The organism is Desulfurobacterium pacificum, from assembly GCF_900182835.1.
In the GTDB taxonomy this organism is placed as follows: domain Bacteria; phylum Aquificota; class Aquificia; order Desulfurobacteriales; family Desulfurobacteriaceae; genus Desulfurobacterium_B; species Desulfurobacterium_B pacificum.
In genome coordinates this window covers 442,368-455,891 of sequence record NZ_FXUB01000001.1, presented here as the reverse complement: position 1 = coordinate 455,891, position 13,524 = coordinate 442,368, and the positions used below count along the sequence as shown (strand labels likewise).

Sequence of the window (13,524 nt, the reverse complement as noted above, 5' to 3'; positions counted from 1 at the left end):
AATGGAGACTGGGTTTGAAAAAGCGTTTGTTTATAGGAACAAAAGTTAGGTTAGATGAACTGGATAAAGTCAGAAAGGAGATAACATCTTTTGGTATTGAAGGTAAATGGGTGGAGGAAGAAAACCTTCATTTTACGTATAGGTTTTTAGGGGATTTTGAGGAGGAAAAAATCCCCCCCCTAATCCTCTCCCTCAAAGGAAAATTAAAACTGTGCAGGGCGCCTGAGGTGGTGTATAGGGGGGTGGGATTTTTTGAGAAGAAAGGAATTCCCAGAGTTTTTTTCGTTAGAGTGGAATCGGAAGGCATACAGAGAATAAAAAACGCCGTAGACCAGGCGCTTTTACCTTTTGGTTATCCTTTAGATAAAGAATTCGTTCCCCACGTTACCCTTTTAAGAATAAAAAGGTTCAGAAGGGCAACAAAGTTTAAAAGCTACGTTCACCGGATGAAAGACTTTGTTTTCGGAGAAGGCAAAGTAAACGTTGTAACGCTTTTTGAGAGTAAACTGACGTCGCAGGGACCTATCTATACTGCCGTTGAGGAGTTTCACCTTGATTGAATACTTGCTTCCACCGATTGCAGGCGGAATAATAGGTTATTTTACCAACTACGTTGCCATAAAGATGCTTTTCCGCCCCGTTAAACCTTACTACTTATTCGGGAGAAAACTACCTCTAACGCCCGGCTTAATTCCATCAAAAAGAGAAAAATTAGCAGAAGCCATAGCTAAAGTTGTTAAGGAAAACCTTATAACGGAAGAAGTAGTTAAGAAGCGCCTCAACGAAGAGAAGATTTACCTTTCTTTGAAAGAGCTGATAGAAAGGTTTATAGACCGATTTTCTGAAAACAGCGAGGAATACTTTCAGGAGTTTTTAGCCCATATAGATAACAAGCCTTTTAAAGAATTTGGAAACTTTCCTCAAATTGAAGAGAGTCTTAAAACTTTTATGGATAGCATTTTTCGTTCTTTAGAAGGAAAAACCCTCAACGAGCTGATACCATCCTCTCTTAAAAGAGATTTAGAGTCGTTCATAGACAAAAAGAGCGAAGAGATAGCTTCTTACATTGTTCAACTTGTTAAAGATAAGGAGTTTGAATCTATCGTTTACTCTTTCATTGATTCAGCTTTAGAACGTTTACTTGCCCACGTGCCTTTTTTACCGCAGAACTTTAAAAGTTCAGTGGCTGAGAAATTAGGCGATGCTATCGTTAAGAATTTGCGCTCTTTGGCTGATGACCCTGCCCTTCAAAGTAAAATCTCAAAATTAGTGTGGAAAAAGTTTCAGTCTGTTCTCAACACTAAAATTGATACGAACTCGAGAGCTTTCACTGAATTCAGGTCTTTCCTTAATAGTCTGTTAGATAAATACCTGAACGTTTTGAGTGAGAAAACCATAAACGATTTGCCGGTATTGAAAGAAAAAATCCTCCCCCACCTCTACACCCTCACCGTCCGTTTCATCCAGTCAGAGAAAGAAACGATTTCTTCAATGGCAGCCGAAAAACTACTTAAAATCATTGAGGAGGAACTTCCCGTCATTCTTGAGTCCATTGACATTGAATCAATGGTTAAAGAGCGCGTTAACGCTCTGCCGGTAGAAGAGGTGGAAGGTTTAATTCTTAAACTCATAAACGAAGAGCTAAATTACATCACGCTTTTAGGCGGCGTTTTAGGTTTCATCATAGGCTTGTTCCAGTCTTTTGTCTTCTACTTTTTACAGTAAAATTGAGAAATAAACTTTTGGGAGATAAAAGTTGAGACTTGTGCTTTTGCTGTTACTGTTACTAAGCTTTTCCTGTGCCTCGGTAGAGACAAAGCAAACAACCTTTAAAAAGGTTGAGCACGTTTACATTTTCCCCGTTACAAACAGAACTCACGAAGAAGCCCTTGACGTTATCTTTACAAAGGTTGCAGATGACGTTTTTTACTCAGACCCCCGATTTAAGGTTGACCCGAAACCCATTCCCGGAACCACGATAATCGTTAAACCTTCTGTTGATTCCATATCAACCTTTGCCGTGGGTTTTGACAGATACGACAGAGCCACCGAATACAGAATGACCGTTCAGGCAACCGTTAAACTTTTCCGTTACGGTTTTAAGAAGCCTTTCAAAGTGTTCAAGATTACCCGTTACGATTTCTACTCAAACGTTGGCAACCCACTTGAAATAGAAAGAAACAGAAAAGAGTGTCTTTCAAGGATAGCAGAGCAGATATTTTCAGCCGTCGGAGAAAAACTCTACGCAGAAGGGAAGGAAATTGAAAGTAACGCTGAAGTTATCAAATGACAGATACCTGCTTTACTACTTTGAAATGAACGGAAAGCCTTTAATTTTGCTGATAGATAAAGCAGAAAAGACGGAATCTTTAGGCATTTGCTCTTTGAGTGAGAAAGAAGTTAAAGAGATGTGGGAAAAGCAAGACGATTCTTCCTACTGCCTTCCCTGTGAGATTTTGCTTCACCTTGACCCGAAAGTTGTAAAAGCGGAAAACTGCGTTGCAGAGTTGGGTATTTCACTTGAAACATTAGAGAAAGTGAAAAAAGAGCTGGAGGTGGAAGATGGCTAAAAGGATAAGGCTTGGCGTTAATATAGACCACGTTGCGACGGTCAGAAATGCGCGCAGGACTTTTGAGCCAGACCCCGTTCACGCAGCAGTAATAGCAGACCTTGCCGGAGCTGACCAGATTACCCTTCACGTTAGAGAAGACAGAAGGCACGTAAATGAAAGGGATTTAAAGCTGATAAAAGAGGTTATCCACTCAAAAGTGAACCTGGAAATGGCGGTAACGGAAGAGATGATTAACATCGCTTTAAGCGTTAAGCCCCATCAGGTAACTTTAGTTCCGGAGAAAAGAGAAGAGATAACGACAGAAGGCGGTCTTGATGTCGTTTCAAACTTTGAAAAGGTTAAGGACGCAGTTAAAAAACTGAAAGAAGCAGGCATAGTGGTGAACATCTTTATAGACCCTGAAGAAGAGCAGATAGAGGCAGCCGCAAAAGTAGGCGCAGATGCCGTGGAGCTTCATACAGGAAGGTATGCAGAAAGGTTTGCCGAGAACAACGAGGAAGAAACGAAGAGAGAGCTTGAGCGTTTAAAAAGAGCTGCCGCTTTTGCAAAGGCTAAAGGCTTAAGAGTTTACGCCGGTCACGGGCTTACTTACAAAAACGTCAGGGCAGTTGCCGAAATTCCCGAGATAGAGGAGCTGAACATCGGACACTCAATAGTTGCCAACGCTATCTTGAAGGGAATGAAGGAAGCGGTTCAAGAGATGATAAAACTGATAAACGGTCTGGCATGACACCTGTTGGCGTCGGCGTTGACATCGTTTCGGTTAAGAGAGTTAAAAGTTTACTTGAAAAATACGGTAGAGCTTTTGTTAAGAAAGTGCTTCCTGAAGATGATGGATACTGCGGCAGAAAGAGAAAGGGCGAGTTAGCGGGTTGCTACGCTGCAAGGTTTGCTTTGAAGGAGGCTTTCGTTAAGGCTTTCAGTCAGGCAGACGTAAAAGTAAAAATAACGGACGTGAAAGTTTCAGGTGGCGGTGAAAGCTTAAAAGTGGAAACCCCTTACGACAACGTTTTTCACTATCTTTTTTCAATCTCTCACGAAAAAGAATACGCCGTTGCTTTTGTGGTTTTGTTTAAACGCCTTTAGAGTAAGCTTTCTGTCTTGAAAAGTTTTGCCTTTAAGCCTACCTTATTGAAAACAGTTTTCAATTACGCCGGAAAGGAGAGGAAATGGCTGAGTTCGTTACTCTCATCATATTAGACGGGTTCGGATACAATCCTAAAAAGGAAGGAAATGCCATTGCTTTAGCCAATACGCCGTTCTGGGATTACCTATGGAGCACTTATCCTAAAGGTCTTTTAAAGGCAAGTGGCGAGGCTGTTGGACTTCCTGAAGGTCAGATGGGGAATTCTGAAGTTGGTCACATGAACATCGGCGCTGGAAGAATCGTGTGGCAGGACATAGTTAGAATCACGAAGGCGGTGGAAAACGGCGACTTCTTTAGGAACGAAACGCTTAAAAAAGCTTTTGAAATTGCAAAGAAGAATAATACCAAGGTTCACTTTATAGGTCTTCTCTCTGATGGCGGCGTTCACAGCCACATAAAACACCTTTTTGCATTGATTGACATGGCGAAGAATGAAGACGTTGAGAAGGTGTGCGTTCACCCGATTCTTGATGGAAGGGACACGCCACCAAAAAGTGCTGAAAAGTATTTGAAGGAATTGGTTGAAAAGGTTAAAAGCGCTGGAAACGCAAGTATTGGAACGTTCGGCGGTAGATACTACTACATGGACAGGGACAAGCGCTGGGACAGGACAGAAAAGGCATACAACGCTATGGTTTTAGGTGAAGGACTGGAGTGCAGCGATGTTTTGAAAGCTCTTCACGAAGCTTACGAGAGAGGAGAAACGGACGAGTTCGTCACGCCTTACGTGGTTAACAAGAACTGTTTAATAGAAGACGGTGACGTTATCGTTTTCTTTAACTTTAGAGCCGACAGAATGCGTCAGATTGTTTCTGCCCTTGGCTTTGAAAACTTTGACGGCTTTGAAAGAAAAAAGGTTGTAAAGCCTTCCTATATTGCTACTATGACCCTTTACGACGAGACGTTTCCCTTTGACGTTATTTTCCCGCCTCAAAGCCTTGAGAACGTTTTAGGGGAGGTGATTTCTAAAAAGGGATATAAGCAGTTAAGAATAGCCGAAACGGAGAAGTATGCCCACGTTACTTACTTCTTTAACGGCGGAAGGGAAGAACCGTTTCCAGGAGAGGAAAGAATTCTAATTCCTTCGCCAAAAGTTGCTACTTACGATTTAAAGCCTGAAATGAGTGCTTTTGAGGTTACAGAGAAAGTTGTTGAAAGGATAAAGAACGGAAACTACAAGCTTATAGTTTTGAACTACGCCAACCCGGACATGGTAGGGCATACAGGAGACCTTGAAGCTGCCATTAAAGCCGTTGAAACGGTTGATAAGTGTCTGAAGGAGGTGGTTAAAGCTACGCTTGAGAAGGGTGGTGTCTGTATAGTTACTTCCGACCACGGAAATGCCGAGCAGATGATAGACCCGGAAAAGGGAACGCCCTGGACTGCCCACACGACCAATCCTGTGCCGTTTGTGGTGGTGAAGGGAACGTGCGGTGCTTACAACGTTAAAAGAAGGGAAAAGAAAGATGTTGAACTGCCGGAATACTTTGACGGCGTTCCTGTAATTGGTATATTGGGCGACATAGCACCTACCATTCTTTACATTTTGGGAGAGGAAATACCTGCCGAAATGACGGGAGATGTAATAGTTGAAGGAAACTTTCAGGATACTATTTGTAGATGAGGTTGACTCTACGAATGAGTATTTAAAGCGCGTTCCGTTTGAGGAGGCGCTTTTCGTAGTTGCAGACCGTCAGACGAAAGGAAAGGGGAGGAGAGGGAAAAACTGGATTTCTGAAAAGGGAAAGGGGCTTTACCTTTCTGGTATGTTTTCGCTTCCGCCTTTATCCTATCGTTCTCTTGCGAGCCTTTCTTTTGCCGTTGCAACTGTTTCTGTTGTCAAAAAATACATTAGTAGAGCTTACTTGAAGTGGCCCAACGACGTTTACGTTGACGGTAGGAAGCTTTGCGGTATTTTGGTTGAAGTTTTGAAAGACAGGCTTATCGTTGGCGTTGGAGTGAACGTTTCTTACAGCAGAGATGAGCTTTCTCACCTTGAAGTTCCTGCTACTTCTCTTTTGGCTGAAGGTGTGAGTGTTGATAGGAAAGTTTTGGCAGAGGAGCTGGCAGAAAGAATCGTTCTTTACAAAGAAAAGCTTTATGTCGGAAGGTTTGATGTTTCGGAGTTTGAGCAGTTCTGCCCGATGGTAGGGAAAACGGTGAAAATTATTGACGGGAAAAAATCCCCCCTCGCCCGCGTCTTAGGAATAGACAGAGAAGGTGCGCTAATTGTTGAATTTGACGATGAGGGTGGGAGGAGAGTGGGGAGGATTTTTTCCGCAGATGTATCTGTTAGAATTCTATAATCATGAGGCGGGTGAGGCTAAGCGATTACGAAATTTCAGCTATTAAGGAAGTGGCGAAAGAGGTTTTTGGCGAGAAAACCAGAGTGTTACTTTTCGGTAGCAGAACTAATCTGAGAGAGAAAGGCGGAGACATTGACCTTTATGTAATTCCCCAAGATACAGAAAATCTGTTCAATAAAGAGATAACTTTTAAAGCAAAACTAATGGTAAAGTTAGGCGAGAGGAAGATTGACGTGATTATTCAGAAAAATCCCCACCGTTCCATAGAAAAAGTAGCGCTTGAAACCGGAGTAGAATTGTGAACGATAAAGAATACTTGAGATATCTACACATAAAAGCGGAAGTAGAAAGGCACCTTTCAACCTTAAAAGAAGCGTTCAGCTGGATAGAGCAGAAAACAGGTTTGCCCTTAAACGAACAGAAAGTAAATTCTCTCTTAAAAACTACCGAAGGCACAATGGTTCTTGACCAGATTGCCTACCGCTTTTCTAAACTGCAGGATTCGTTAGGTAAGTTGCTTAGGGTTTACCTCTTTCTCAAAGGAGAAAACGCTTACCATCTGCCCATAGGTGATGTTGTGCTTTTAATGGAAAAGTATGGTTTCAACATTTCCCTTGAGAAATGGTTTGCTTTAAGGAGTATCAGGAATGCCCTTGCACACGAGTATGAAGAGGAAAGAGAAAAAATCGCATCTGTGATTAACAGAGTTAGGGAAGAACTTCCCTTTTTTGAAAAACTGCTAAACCAGTTGACTCTTTAAGGAGAAGTGCAGTGGAACTTGAATTTCCAACCTATAAAGAACTGCTAAAAGATAAAAAAATCCTCTACTACATCAACCGTGCCGACTACTTCCTTGAAAGAATGGGCTACACAGACCACGGAATAAAGCACGCCACCTGGGTTGCAGAAAACGCCAAGAACCTTCTTCTAAAGATAACGGGAAACGTGAGAATTTCTGAACTTGCAGGAATAGCGGGGCTTCTTCACGACATCGGTCACGTAATATCCCGTCACGACCACGCCCAGAGTAGCGCCCTGTTAGCCTACGAGCTTCTTAAAAATAAAGGTTTTTTAGATGACGACCTTACAGAAATAACCTTTGCCATCGGCAACCATGAAGAAGAAACCGGAATGCCCGTAACAGAAGTTGCAGCAGCTCTTGTAATAGCCGACAAGTCTCACGTTAGCAGGACAAGAGTCAGAAATAAAAGCGACATCTTTGAAGACATTCACGACCGCGTTAACTACGCCGTTCTTTCAAGTCGCTTAGAAGTTGAAAAAGAAAATCGTATAATTCGCCTTGTTTTAAAGATAGATACGAAAATTTCAGACATTTTAGACTACTTCAGCATCTTCCAGCCGAGAATGGAGATGTGCAGAAAGGCAACTGAAGTGCTTGGATTTCGCTTCAGGATGAGAATTAACGATACAGACATTTAAAACAGGAGTTACGCGATGAAGAGTTTGAAGCTCAGAATAGCAATCGTCCTTCTGGTTCTTTTGGGAGCCGTTTACATAGCGCTAACGAAAAAGGTGACTTTAGGACTTGACCTACAAGGTGGAACTCACTTGGTTCTTCAGATAGACACGAAAAAAGCAATTGAAGATGAAGTAACCGCAGCTATTAGAGAAATTAAAAACGCTCTATCAAACGAAAACATTCCTGTTCTTTCGGTAAAGAGGGGAGAGAAAACAGTTGAGATAACTCTTTTAGAGAAAGAAGCTGTTCCTAAAGCTGCAAAAATCATAAAAGATGATTACGGCGATATGTTTGACGTTACCACTTCTGGTAATTCCATTATTCTGAAGCTAAAGGATTCTTACGTTTCAAAAGAAGTTGATAGGTTGGCTGAGCAGGCACTTGAGACTATAAGAAACAGGGTTGACGAGTTAGGTGTAGCGGAGCCGGTTATCGTAAGAAACGGGAAAGACAGGATAATTGTTGAACTTCCGGGTATCAAAAATCCTGAACACGCCAAAAAAGTTATTGGAAAGGTTGCAAAGCTTGAATTTAAAGAGGTTGTGGCTGTTTACAGAGACCCGACTCAACTTCTTCTCTCATTGGGAGCAAACCTACCTCAAGGAGCTTCTGTTGTTGCCGTTCCTTCCCCTTCAGGACCAAAATTCTACATAGTAGAAAACGGCAAGGAAAAGCCTTTAAAGGCAAAATCTTTAGAAGAAATCGTTAAGCAGTTTGGCGGAAAACTCCCCGAGAACGAGCAGATTCTCTATCAGGAGATAAAAAATAAGGAAAACAAGACTGTAGGTTATACCTTCTACATTTTAAAGAGAGAGCCTATTCTAACCGGTGCTTACCTGAAAGATGCTTATCCGGGTAGAGACCAGTACGGCATGCCAGCTGTTAACTTTGTCCTTAACTCTCAAGGTGCAAAGATTTTTGAGCAATATACGGCAAAACACATAGGGACAAGACTTGCCATAGTTCTTGATAACAAGGTGCAGTCTGCGCCGGTTATTCAGTCTCAGATTGGTGCAAGGGGTCAGATTACAGGTCACTTTACCTATCAGGAGGCGAGAGACCTTTCTATCGTTTTAAGGGCAGGTGCGTTGCCTGCGCCTGTGAAGATTATTGAAGAAACGACTGTAGGACCTTCTTTAGGTAAGGAATCAATAGAAAGAGGCATAAAAGCTGGCGTTTCCGGTCTCATAATTGTGATGATTTTCATGATTTTCTACTACAAAGTTTCTGGAGTTATTGCGGATTTAGCGCTTCTTATGAACGTTGTTCTTCTCTGGGCAGCACTTGCAGCTTTGGGGGCAACGCTTACTCTGCCAGGTATTGCAGGATTTATCCTTACCATAGGTATGGCTGTTGATGCCAACGTCATAATCTTTGAGAGGATAAGGGAAGAACTGAGAAAAGGCAGAAACCTCTTTTCTGCGGTAGAGGCTGGTTTTTCAAGGGCTTGGGGAACGGTTCTTGACGCGAACGTTACTACCTTAATTGCCGCTGCAGTTCTCTTCCAGTTTGGAACTGGTCCTATAAAAGGTTTTGCCGTCACTCTGTCCTTAGGTATCCTTTCCAGTATGTTTACTGCAGTGTTTGTTACCAAGGTGATACTTGACGTTATTGTTAAATACAAGCCAAAAATCTTCAGTATTTAAGGAGCAGTTAGATGAAAAGGAAGTTTGAGTTTATAAAAAATAGATATTTTGCCTATCTGCTTTCGTTTCTGTTGATAGTGGGTTCTTGGTGCTACGGCGTTTTCGTTAAAGGTCCCAAGTTTGGGATTGATTTTACCGGCGGTGTTCTGATACAGGTTAAGATAAACGAGAAGGACGTTAATACGGAGAAAATTAGAGAGCTTTTCAAGGGAAAAGTGGAAGGTGTTACTGTTCAAACGATTGAGTCTTCCAACGAGTTCCTCATTAAAGCACCTGTTAAAGGAGACCCTAACGTTATAGTTGAGAAGATAACTTCCATAATAAAGTCTACCTTTGACGGAAAGGCGGAAATTAGAAGGATTGAAATGATAGGTCCTACTATCGGTAAGGAGCTGAGAGAGAAGGGAATAATGGCTTTAATTTATGCTCTTATAGGCATATTCCTTTACGTTGCATGGAGATTTGAACCGGTATTTGCTGCCGGCGCTATCATCGCGCTTATTCACGATACTCTTGCTACCATAGGTGTTTTCATGTCTGCAGGGAGAGAGTTTAGTCTTCCGGTGATTGCTGCGCTTTTAACGGTTATAGGTTACTCCATTAACGATACGATTGTTGTTTACGACAGAATCAGAGAAAACATGAAGGTTTTGCTAAAGAGTAAACCTTTTGATGAAATTGTTAACGATAGTATTAACCAAACTCTTTCAAGAACGATAATCACCTCTCTTACTACCTTCTTTGTTGTTCTTACTCTCTACCTTTTCGGCGGCGGAGTGATAAACGATTTTGCCTTTGTGCTTTTGGTGGGTATTGTTGTTGGAACGTATTCTTCCATCTTCGTTGCCAGTTCGTTAGTGGTTGATTGGTACAAATACGTTAAGAAAATGAAGTGATGAAAATACTCCATAAGTATATCTACTTTGAGCTGCTAAAAACTTTCTTTCTAACGTTAGGACTTTTCGTTTTCGTAATCTTAATGGATAGGGCTTCTTCTATTGCGGAAACGGTTTTAGGGCAGGGAATTTCGCTTTTAGATTTTTTGTCCGTTTTGATTAAAGGAGTGCCGGCGTTTTTGGGAATAACGATACCTATGGCTTTCGTTCTTTCTGTTTTGATTACCTTTATTCAGATGGGTAGCAATAATGAGCTGATTGCTATGAAGTCGTGTGGTATATCTCTTAAAAAGATTTCTGTGCCGGTGGTGTGGGTGGGGATTTTTCTTTCTTTGGCTTCCTTTTATATCACAATGTTTGTTATGCCTGAAAGCAACGTTGCTATGAAAAAACAGATAGAGCAGCTCTTGAAGAAGAAAATTACCATGAGCATTTCGGAAAAAAACTTCAGTTCTAACTTCCCCGGTATAACCTTTTATACAGAAAAACTTTATCCTCAGAAGGGATACCTTGAAGATTTTATGGTGAGCCTTCAAAAAAAGGATAAACTGATAACGATTTTTGCAAAAAGAGGACTATTGCGGACTGTAAAAGATTCTGTTTTCCTTGACATTCAAAACGGGGTTGCTCATTTCCTTGATTGGAAAAAACCTGAAAGTTTAAAAGTTTTAAATTTTAAAAACTATACTGTTAAACTCTATACTTTTTCTGAGAAGGAGCAGTTTCAAGCTGTAAAGTATAAAACGCTGATACAGCTTTTAAAAAGGAACGACTTGGAAGCGAAAGTTGAGTTTTTCAAAAGGTTGACCGTGTCCCTTTCTCCTCTAATTGTGGGTATTTTGGCTTTTGCCATTGCTGTTTTGATACCAAGGGGTTCTATGGGTGTTGGAGTTCTTATTAGTTTGGTAATAATAGTGGTTTACTATGTCTTATATACTTTTGCGAAGAAAACAGCTCTTAAGTTAGGAATTCCGCTACTTCCTCTTATTCCCGACCTGTTGTTCGGTATTTTGGCTGTTTATTTTTATAAGCAGGCTATTAATGAAAAGCTTAAGTTGGATATTGGTGGGAGATGGTAAAAGTTTTAGATAGGTATGTTTTTACTGAAACTTTTAAGTATTTCGTTCTTTCTTTGCTTACGTTTTTAGTGCTGTTTGTTATTATAGATTTTGTTAGCAACGTTGATACCTTTTCAAAGGTAGGTTTAAAAGAAGGACTTACTTACGTTTTTGCAAGAGTTCCTCTATATGCTTCTCGTATTGTTCCAATAGCTATGCTAGTTTCTACGATGGTAACTCTATCCACCTTTTCTTCTACCAGTGAATTGATAGCGGTTAAATCTTTAGGTATTAGTATATATCGTTTCTCTGTTCCTATATTAGTTTTGTCCGTTATGGTTTCTCTCTTTTCTCTTTTCCTTCAGGAATTTGCTATTCCTAAAAGTATGAAGTTAGCGAAGGATATAGAGTGTAAGTTAAAGGTGAATTCAAAAGTGAAAATCCACGCCACCCTTTCCTCCGTTTGGTTTAAAGATAACGATAAATTTGTCTATATGGAATCTTTTAACCCATATACAAAAGAAGCGGAGAGAATCTCTATTTTCGTTCTTCCCAAAACTTTTGAACCAAAAAAGCGCATTGATGCACTTAAAGGTAAAAACGTTAAAGAGAAGGAGTGGATTCTTGAAGACTGCATCGTTCGCGATTTAAAGAAGATGACTTTTAAAAAGGTGAAAGAGAAAACTCTTTCACTTGGAGTTGGAGTTAAAGAGATTAAGTATTCCCAGCCGGAACCGGAAACTATGGAGTTACTCAAGCTTTACGTAGTGGCAAAACAGATGGCAAAGTTAGGTTACAACGTTTCAAACATGTTGGTTGATTTGTACTCCCGCCTTTCCCTCTCTTTGCTTCCTATAGTCGTTGCTGTTATAGGTATTCCTTTAGGGATGTATAACCCGAGAAATAAAAGGGGATACACCGTTGTTATAGCTGCTCTCTTAATAGTTTCTATGTGGATTACCATTTCTTTCTTTTTAAGTTTGGGAAAGAGCGGCGTTTTACCGCCGTTTTACGCAGCGTTTGCTCCCGTTTTACTCTTTTTCTCCGTTGGACTTATCCTTCTGGCGAGGGCTGAGACTTGAAGTTTGACTTCTCAAAAGCTGCAAAAGCGCAGAATATTTTAAGAAGTAAGTTAAGACTTGTTCCTTTTAAAAAAGGCGTAAACTTTATAGCAGGTTGCGATTTAACCTTTTTAAACCCTTATAAAACACCTACCACCGGAATCGGGGCTTTTGTAGTTCTATCCTTTCCTGACCTTGAAGTCGTTGAAAGAGTTTATGCCGTAATGAACGTTAATATTCCTTACGTTCCAGGTTTCTTGGCGTTTAGAGAGATACCATTGCTTTTGAGAACGTTCAGGAAGTTAAAGAATAAGCCTGACGTTGTTATCGTTGACGGACACGGCATAGCTCATCCGAGACGTTTAGGTATAGCAGCTCATTTTGGCGTTGTAACTGGCATTCCTGCAATAGGTTGTGCTAAAAAACCTTTGTACGGCGAGTTTGAAGAGCCGTGTAATGAAAAGGGGTGCTATTCTCCTATAAAAGCACCGGATACCGGTAAAGTTTTAGGATACGTTTTGAGAAGCAGAGAAAACGTTAAACCTGTTTACATTTCTCCTGGAAATTTGGTTGATTCAAAAAGCGCTTTGGATTTAATGCTAAAAATAGTAGACCGTTCAAAGTACAGAATTCCTGAACCAACAAGACTTGCCCACAACTACCTTCAGGAAGTAAGGAAATCTTTGGTTTAAGGTTTGTCTCTTAGCTTGTACAGCTCTGTAATCCACTCTATTTCTCTTTTTTGAGAATCCTGGGTGGTAAGTTCCTTTATTTTTTTAAAGCCTACTTCTGAAAAAGCTTTTTCAACTTCTTTCGGTTCCATTTTTTCAAAGAATCGTTCCTTTTCTTCTCTTGTGCCTAAAGAATAACTTAAAATGAGAATTCCGTTGGTTTTTAGATACTTTGCAATGTTTTTAGCAGTTAGCTGATGGAAATTTTTCGGGATATGCATTAAAACGGCTATGCAAATTACGACGTCAAAAAAGTTTACGTATTTTGAGGGAAGCTTTAGCTCTGGAAGGTAAGCTTGGAAAATCTGTTCAGAAATTTCTGGAAATTCAGACTTTGCCAATTTAACAAACTCTTTTGAGCCATCTACTCCCCAGACGTTGAATCCATTTTTCAGTAAAAATTTGAGTTCCCTACCAGAGCCGAAGCCTATTTCTAAAATCTTGCAGTTTTTGTTTGGTATGGAATTCAGTATGAACTGTTGAAGTTTGTAAGGAGTTGAACGGTTATACTTTTCAGCTAATTTTAGGGCGTTTCTGTTGTAAAAGTCTAAAGTTTTCTTGATAACATCAATCACTCTTGAATCCTCAACTTGAACTTTAGCTTGCGCTATAAGATAATACCTTTT

17 protein-coding genes are annotated in these 13,524 nt (G+C 40.6%); 16 read left to right on the top strand and 1 reads right to left on the bottom strand.

Features of this window, described 5'->3' with window-relative positions:
- The first annotated feature begins 14 nt into the window (after positions 1 to 14).
- From thpR to QOL23_RS02220, 16 genes are all read left to right on the top strand, one after another.
- The gene (thpR, locus tag QOL23_RS02295) at positions 15 to 560 is read left to right on the top strand and encodes an RNA 2',3'-cyclic phosphodiesterase (RefSeq protein WP_283399968.1); all 546 of its coding nucleotides are present in this window, start codon (positions 15 to 17) and stop codon (positions 558 to 560) included.
- Complete coding sequence (locus QOL23_RS02290) at positions 553 to 1,725, top strand: DUF445 domain-containing protein (RefSeq protein ID WP_283399967.1); 1,173 nt, start codon at positions 553 to 555, stop codon at positions 1,723 to 1,725. The genes thpR and QOL23_RS02290 overlap by 8 nt, the downstream gene beginning before the upstream one ends.
- Before the next feature lie 40 nt (positions 1,726 to 1,765).
- Positions 1,766 to 2,290, top strand: coding sequence for an LPS assembly lipoprotein LptE (gene lptE / locus QOL23_RS02285; protein WP_283400236.1), 525 nt, complete (start codon positions 1,766 to 1,768; stop codon positions 2,288 to 2,290).
- Positions 2,262 to 2,570: a hypothetical protein gene (locus tag QOL23_RS02280; protein ID WP_283399966.1), complete on the top strand. Its 309-nt coding sequence runs from the start codon at positions 2,262 to 2,264 to the stop codon at positions 2,568 to 2,570. The genes lptE and QOL23_RS02280 overlap by 29 nt, the downstream gene beginning before the upstream one ends.
- On the top strand, positions 2,563 to 3,303 hold the full coding sequence (locus QOL23_RS02275) for a pyridoxine 5'-phosphate synthase (RefSeq protein WP_283399965.1): 741 nt from the start codon (positions 2,563 to 2,565) through the stop codon (positions 3,301 to 3,303). Before QOL23_RS02280 ends, QOL23_RS02275 begins: the two co-directional genes overlap by 8 nt.
- A complete protein-coding gene (locus tag QOL23_RS02270; protein ID WP_283399964.1) occupies positions 3,300 to 3,659 on the top strand; it encodes a holo-ACP synthase in 360 nt (119 codons plus the stop codon). The genes QOL23_RS02275 and QOL23_RS02270 overlap by 4 nt, the downstream gene beginning before the upstream one ends.
- 83 nt (positions 3,660 to 3,742) lie before the next feature.
- On the top strand, positions 3,743 to 5,344 hold the full coding sequence (gene gpmI, locus QOL23_RS02265; protein WP_283399963.1) for a 2,3-bisphosphoglycerate-independent phosphoglycerate mutase: 1,602 nt from the start codon (positions 3,743 to 3,745) through the stop codon (positions 5,342 to 5,344).
- Positions 5,310 to 6,026: a biotin--[acetyl-CoA-carboxylase] ligase gene (locus QOL23_RS02260; protein ID WP_283399962.1), complete on the top strand. Its 717-nt coding sequence runs from the start codon at positions 5,310 to 5,312 to the stop codon at positions 6,024 to 6,026. Before gpmI ends, QOL23_RS02260 begins: the two co-directional genes overlap by 35 nt.
- A gap of 2 nt (positions 6,027 to 6,028) precedes the next feature.
- Positions 6,029 to 6,328, top strand: coding sequence for a nucleotidyltransferase domain-containing protein (locus QOL23_RS02255; protein WP_283399961.1), 300 nt, complete (start codon positions 6,029 to 6,031; stop codon positions 6,326 to 6,328).
- Positions 6,325 to 6,786 carry a hypothetical protein gene (locus QOL23_RS02250; protein WP_283399960.1) on the top strand — a complete coding sequence of 154 codons (462 nt, stop codon included), beginning with the start codon at positions 6,325 to 6,327 and terminating at the stop codon, positions 6,784 to 6,786. The genes QOL23_RS02255 and QOL23_RS02250 overlap by 4 nt, the downstream gene beginning before the upstream one ends.
- An 11-nt stretch (positions 6,787 to 6,797) precedes the next feature.
- Positions 6,798 to 7,466, top strand: coding sequence for an HD domain-containing protein (locus tag QOL23_RS02245; protein ID WP_283399959.1), 669 nt, complete (start codon positions 6,798 to 6,800; stop codon positions 7,464 to 7,466).
- A 15-nt stretch (positions 7,467 to 7,481) separates the two neighbouring features.
- Positions 7,482 to 9,152 carry a protein translocase subunit SecD gene (secD, locus tag QOL23_RS02240; protein ID WP_283399958.1) on the top strand — a complete coding sequence of 557 codons (1,671 nt, stop codon included), beginning with the start codon at positions 7,482 to 7,484 and terminating at the stop codon, positions 9,150 to 9,152.
- Between the two features lie 11 nt (positions 9,153 to 9,163).
- Entirely contained in the window at positions 9,164 to 10,048 is an 885-nt protein-coding gene (gene secF, locus QOL23_RS02235) for a protein translocase subunit SecF (RefSeq protein ID WP_283399957.1), read from the top strand.
- A complete protein-coding gene (locus QOL23_RS02230) occupies positions 10,048 to 11,127 on the top strand; it encodes an LptF/LptG family permease (protein ID WP_283399956.1) in 1,080 nt (359 codons plus the stop codon). The genes secF and QOL23_RS02230 overlap by 1 nt, the downstream gene beginning before the upstream one ends.
- Entirely contained in the window at positions 11,121 to 12,188 is a 1,068-nt protein-coding gene (locus tag QOL23_RS02225) for an LptF/LptG family permease (protein WP_283399955.1), read from the top strand. Before QOL23_RS02230 ends, QOL23_RS02225 begins: the two co-directional genes overlap by 7 nt.
- The gene (locus tag QOL23_RS02220) at positions 12,185 to 12,859 is read left to right on the top strand and encodes an endonuclease V (protein WP_283399954.1); all 675 of its coding nucleotides are present in this window, start codon (positions 12,185 to 12,187) and stop codon (positions 12,857 to 12,859) included. The genes QOL23_RS02225 and QOL23_RS02220 overlap by 4 nt, the downstream gene beginning before the upstream one ends.
- Here QOL23_RS02220 and QOL23_RS02215 read toward each other — a convergent pair.
- Positions 12,856 to 13,473, bottom strand: a complete 618-nt coding sequence (locus tag QOL23_RS02215) for a class I SAM-dependent methyltransferase (protein WP_283399953.1) — start codon at positions 13,471 to 13,473, stop codon at positions 12,856 to 12,858. The genes QOL23_RS02220 and QOL23_RS02215 overlap by 4 nt on opposite strands.
- Positions 13,474 to 13,524 lie beyond the last annotated feature (51 nt).

What these genes read in the sequence shown, in the direction of transcription:
- QOL23_RS02275 (WP_283399965.1), top strand. Translation starts at nt 2,563, where the DNA reads ATGGCTAAAAGGATAAGGCTTGGCGTTAATATAGACCACGTTGCGACG.
- QOL23_RS02270 (WP_283399964.1), top strand. Translation starts at nt 3,300, where the DNA reads ATGACACCTGTTGGCGTCGGCGTTGACATCGTTTCGGTTAAGAGAGTT.
- gpmI (WP_283399963.1), top strand. Translation starts at nt 3,743, where the DNA reads ATGGCTGAGTTCGTTACTCTCATCATATTAGACGGGTTCGGATACAAT.
- QOL23_RS02255 (WP_283399961.1), top strand. Translation starts at nt 6,029, where the DNA reads ATGAGGCGGGTGAGGCTAAGCGATTACGAAATTTCAGCTATTAAGGAA.
- secD (WP_283399958.1), top strand. Translation starts at nt 7,482, where the DNA reads ATGAAGAGTTTGAAGCTCAGAATAGCAATCGTCCTTCTGGTTCTTTTG.
- secF (WP_283399957.1), top strand. Translation starts at nt 9,164, where the DNA reads ATGAAAAGGAAGTTTGAGTTTATAAAAAATAGATATTTTGCCTATCTG.
- QOL23_RS02230 (WP_283399956.1), top strand. Translation starts at nt 10,048, where the DNA reads ATGAAAATACTCCATAAGTATATCTACTTTGAGCTGCTAAAAACTTTC.
- QOL23_RS02225 (WP_283399955.1), top strand. Translation starts at nt 11,121, where the DNA reads ATGGTAAAAGTTTTAGATAGGTATGTTTTTACTGAAACTTTTAAGTAT.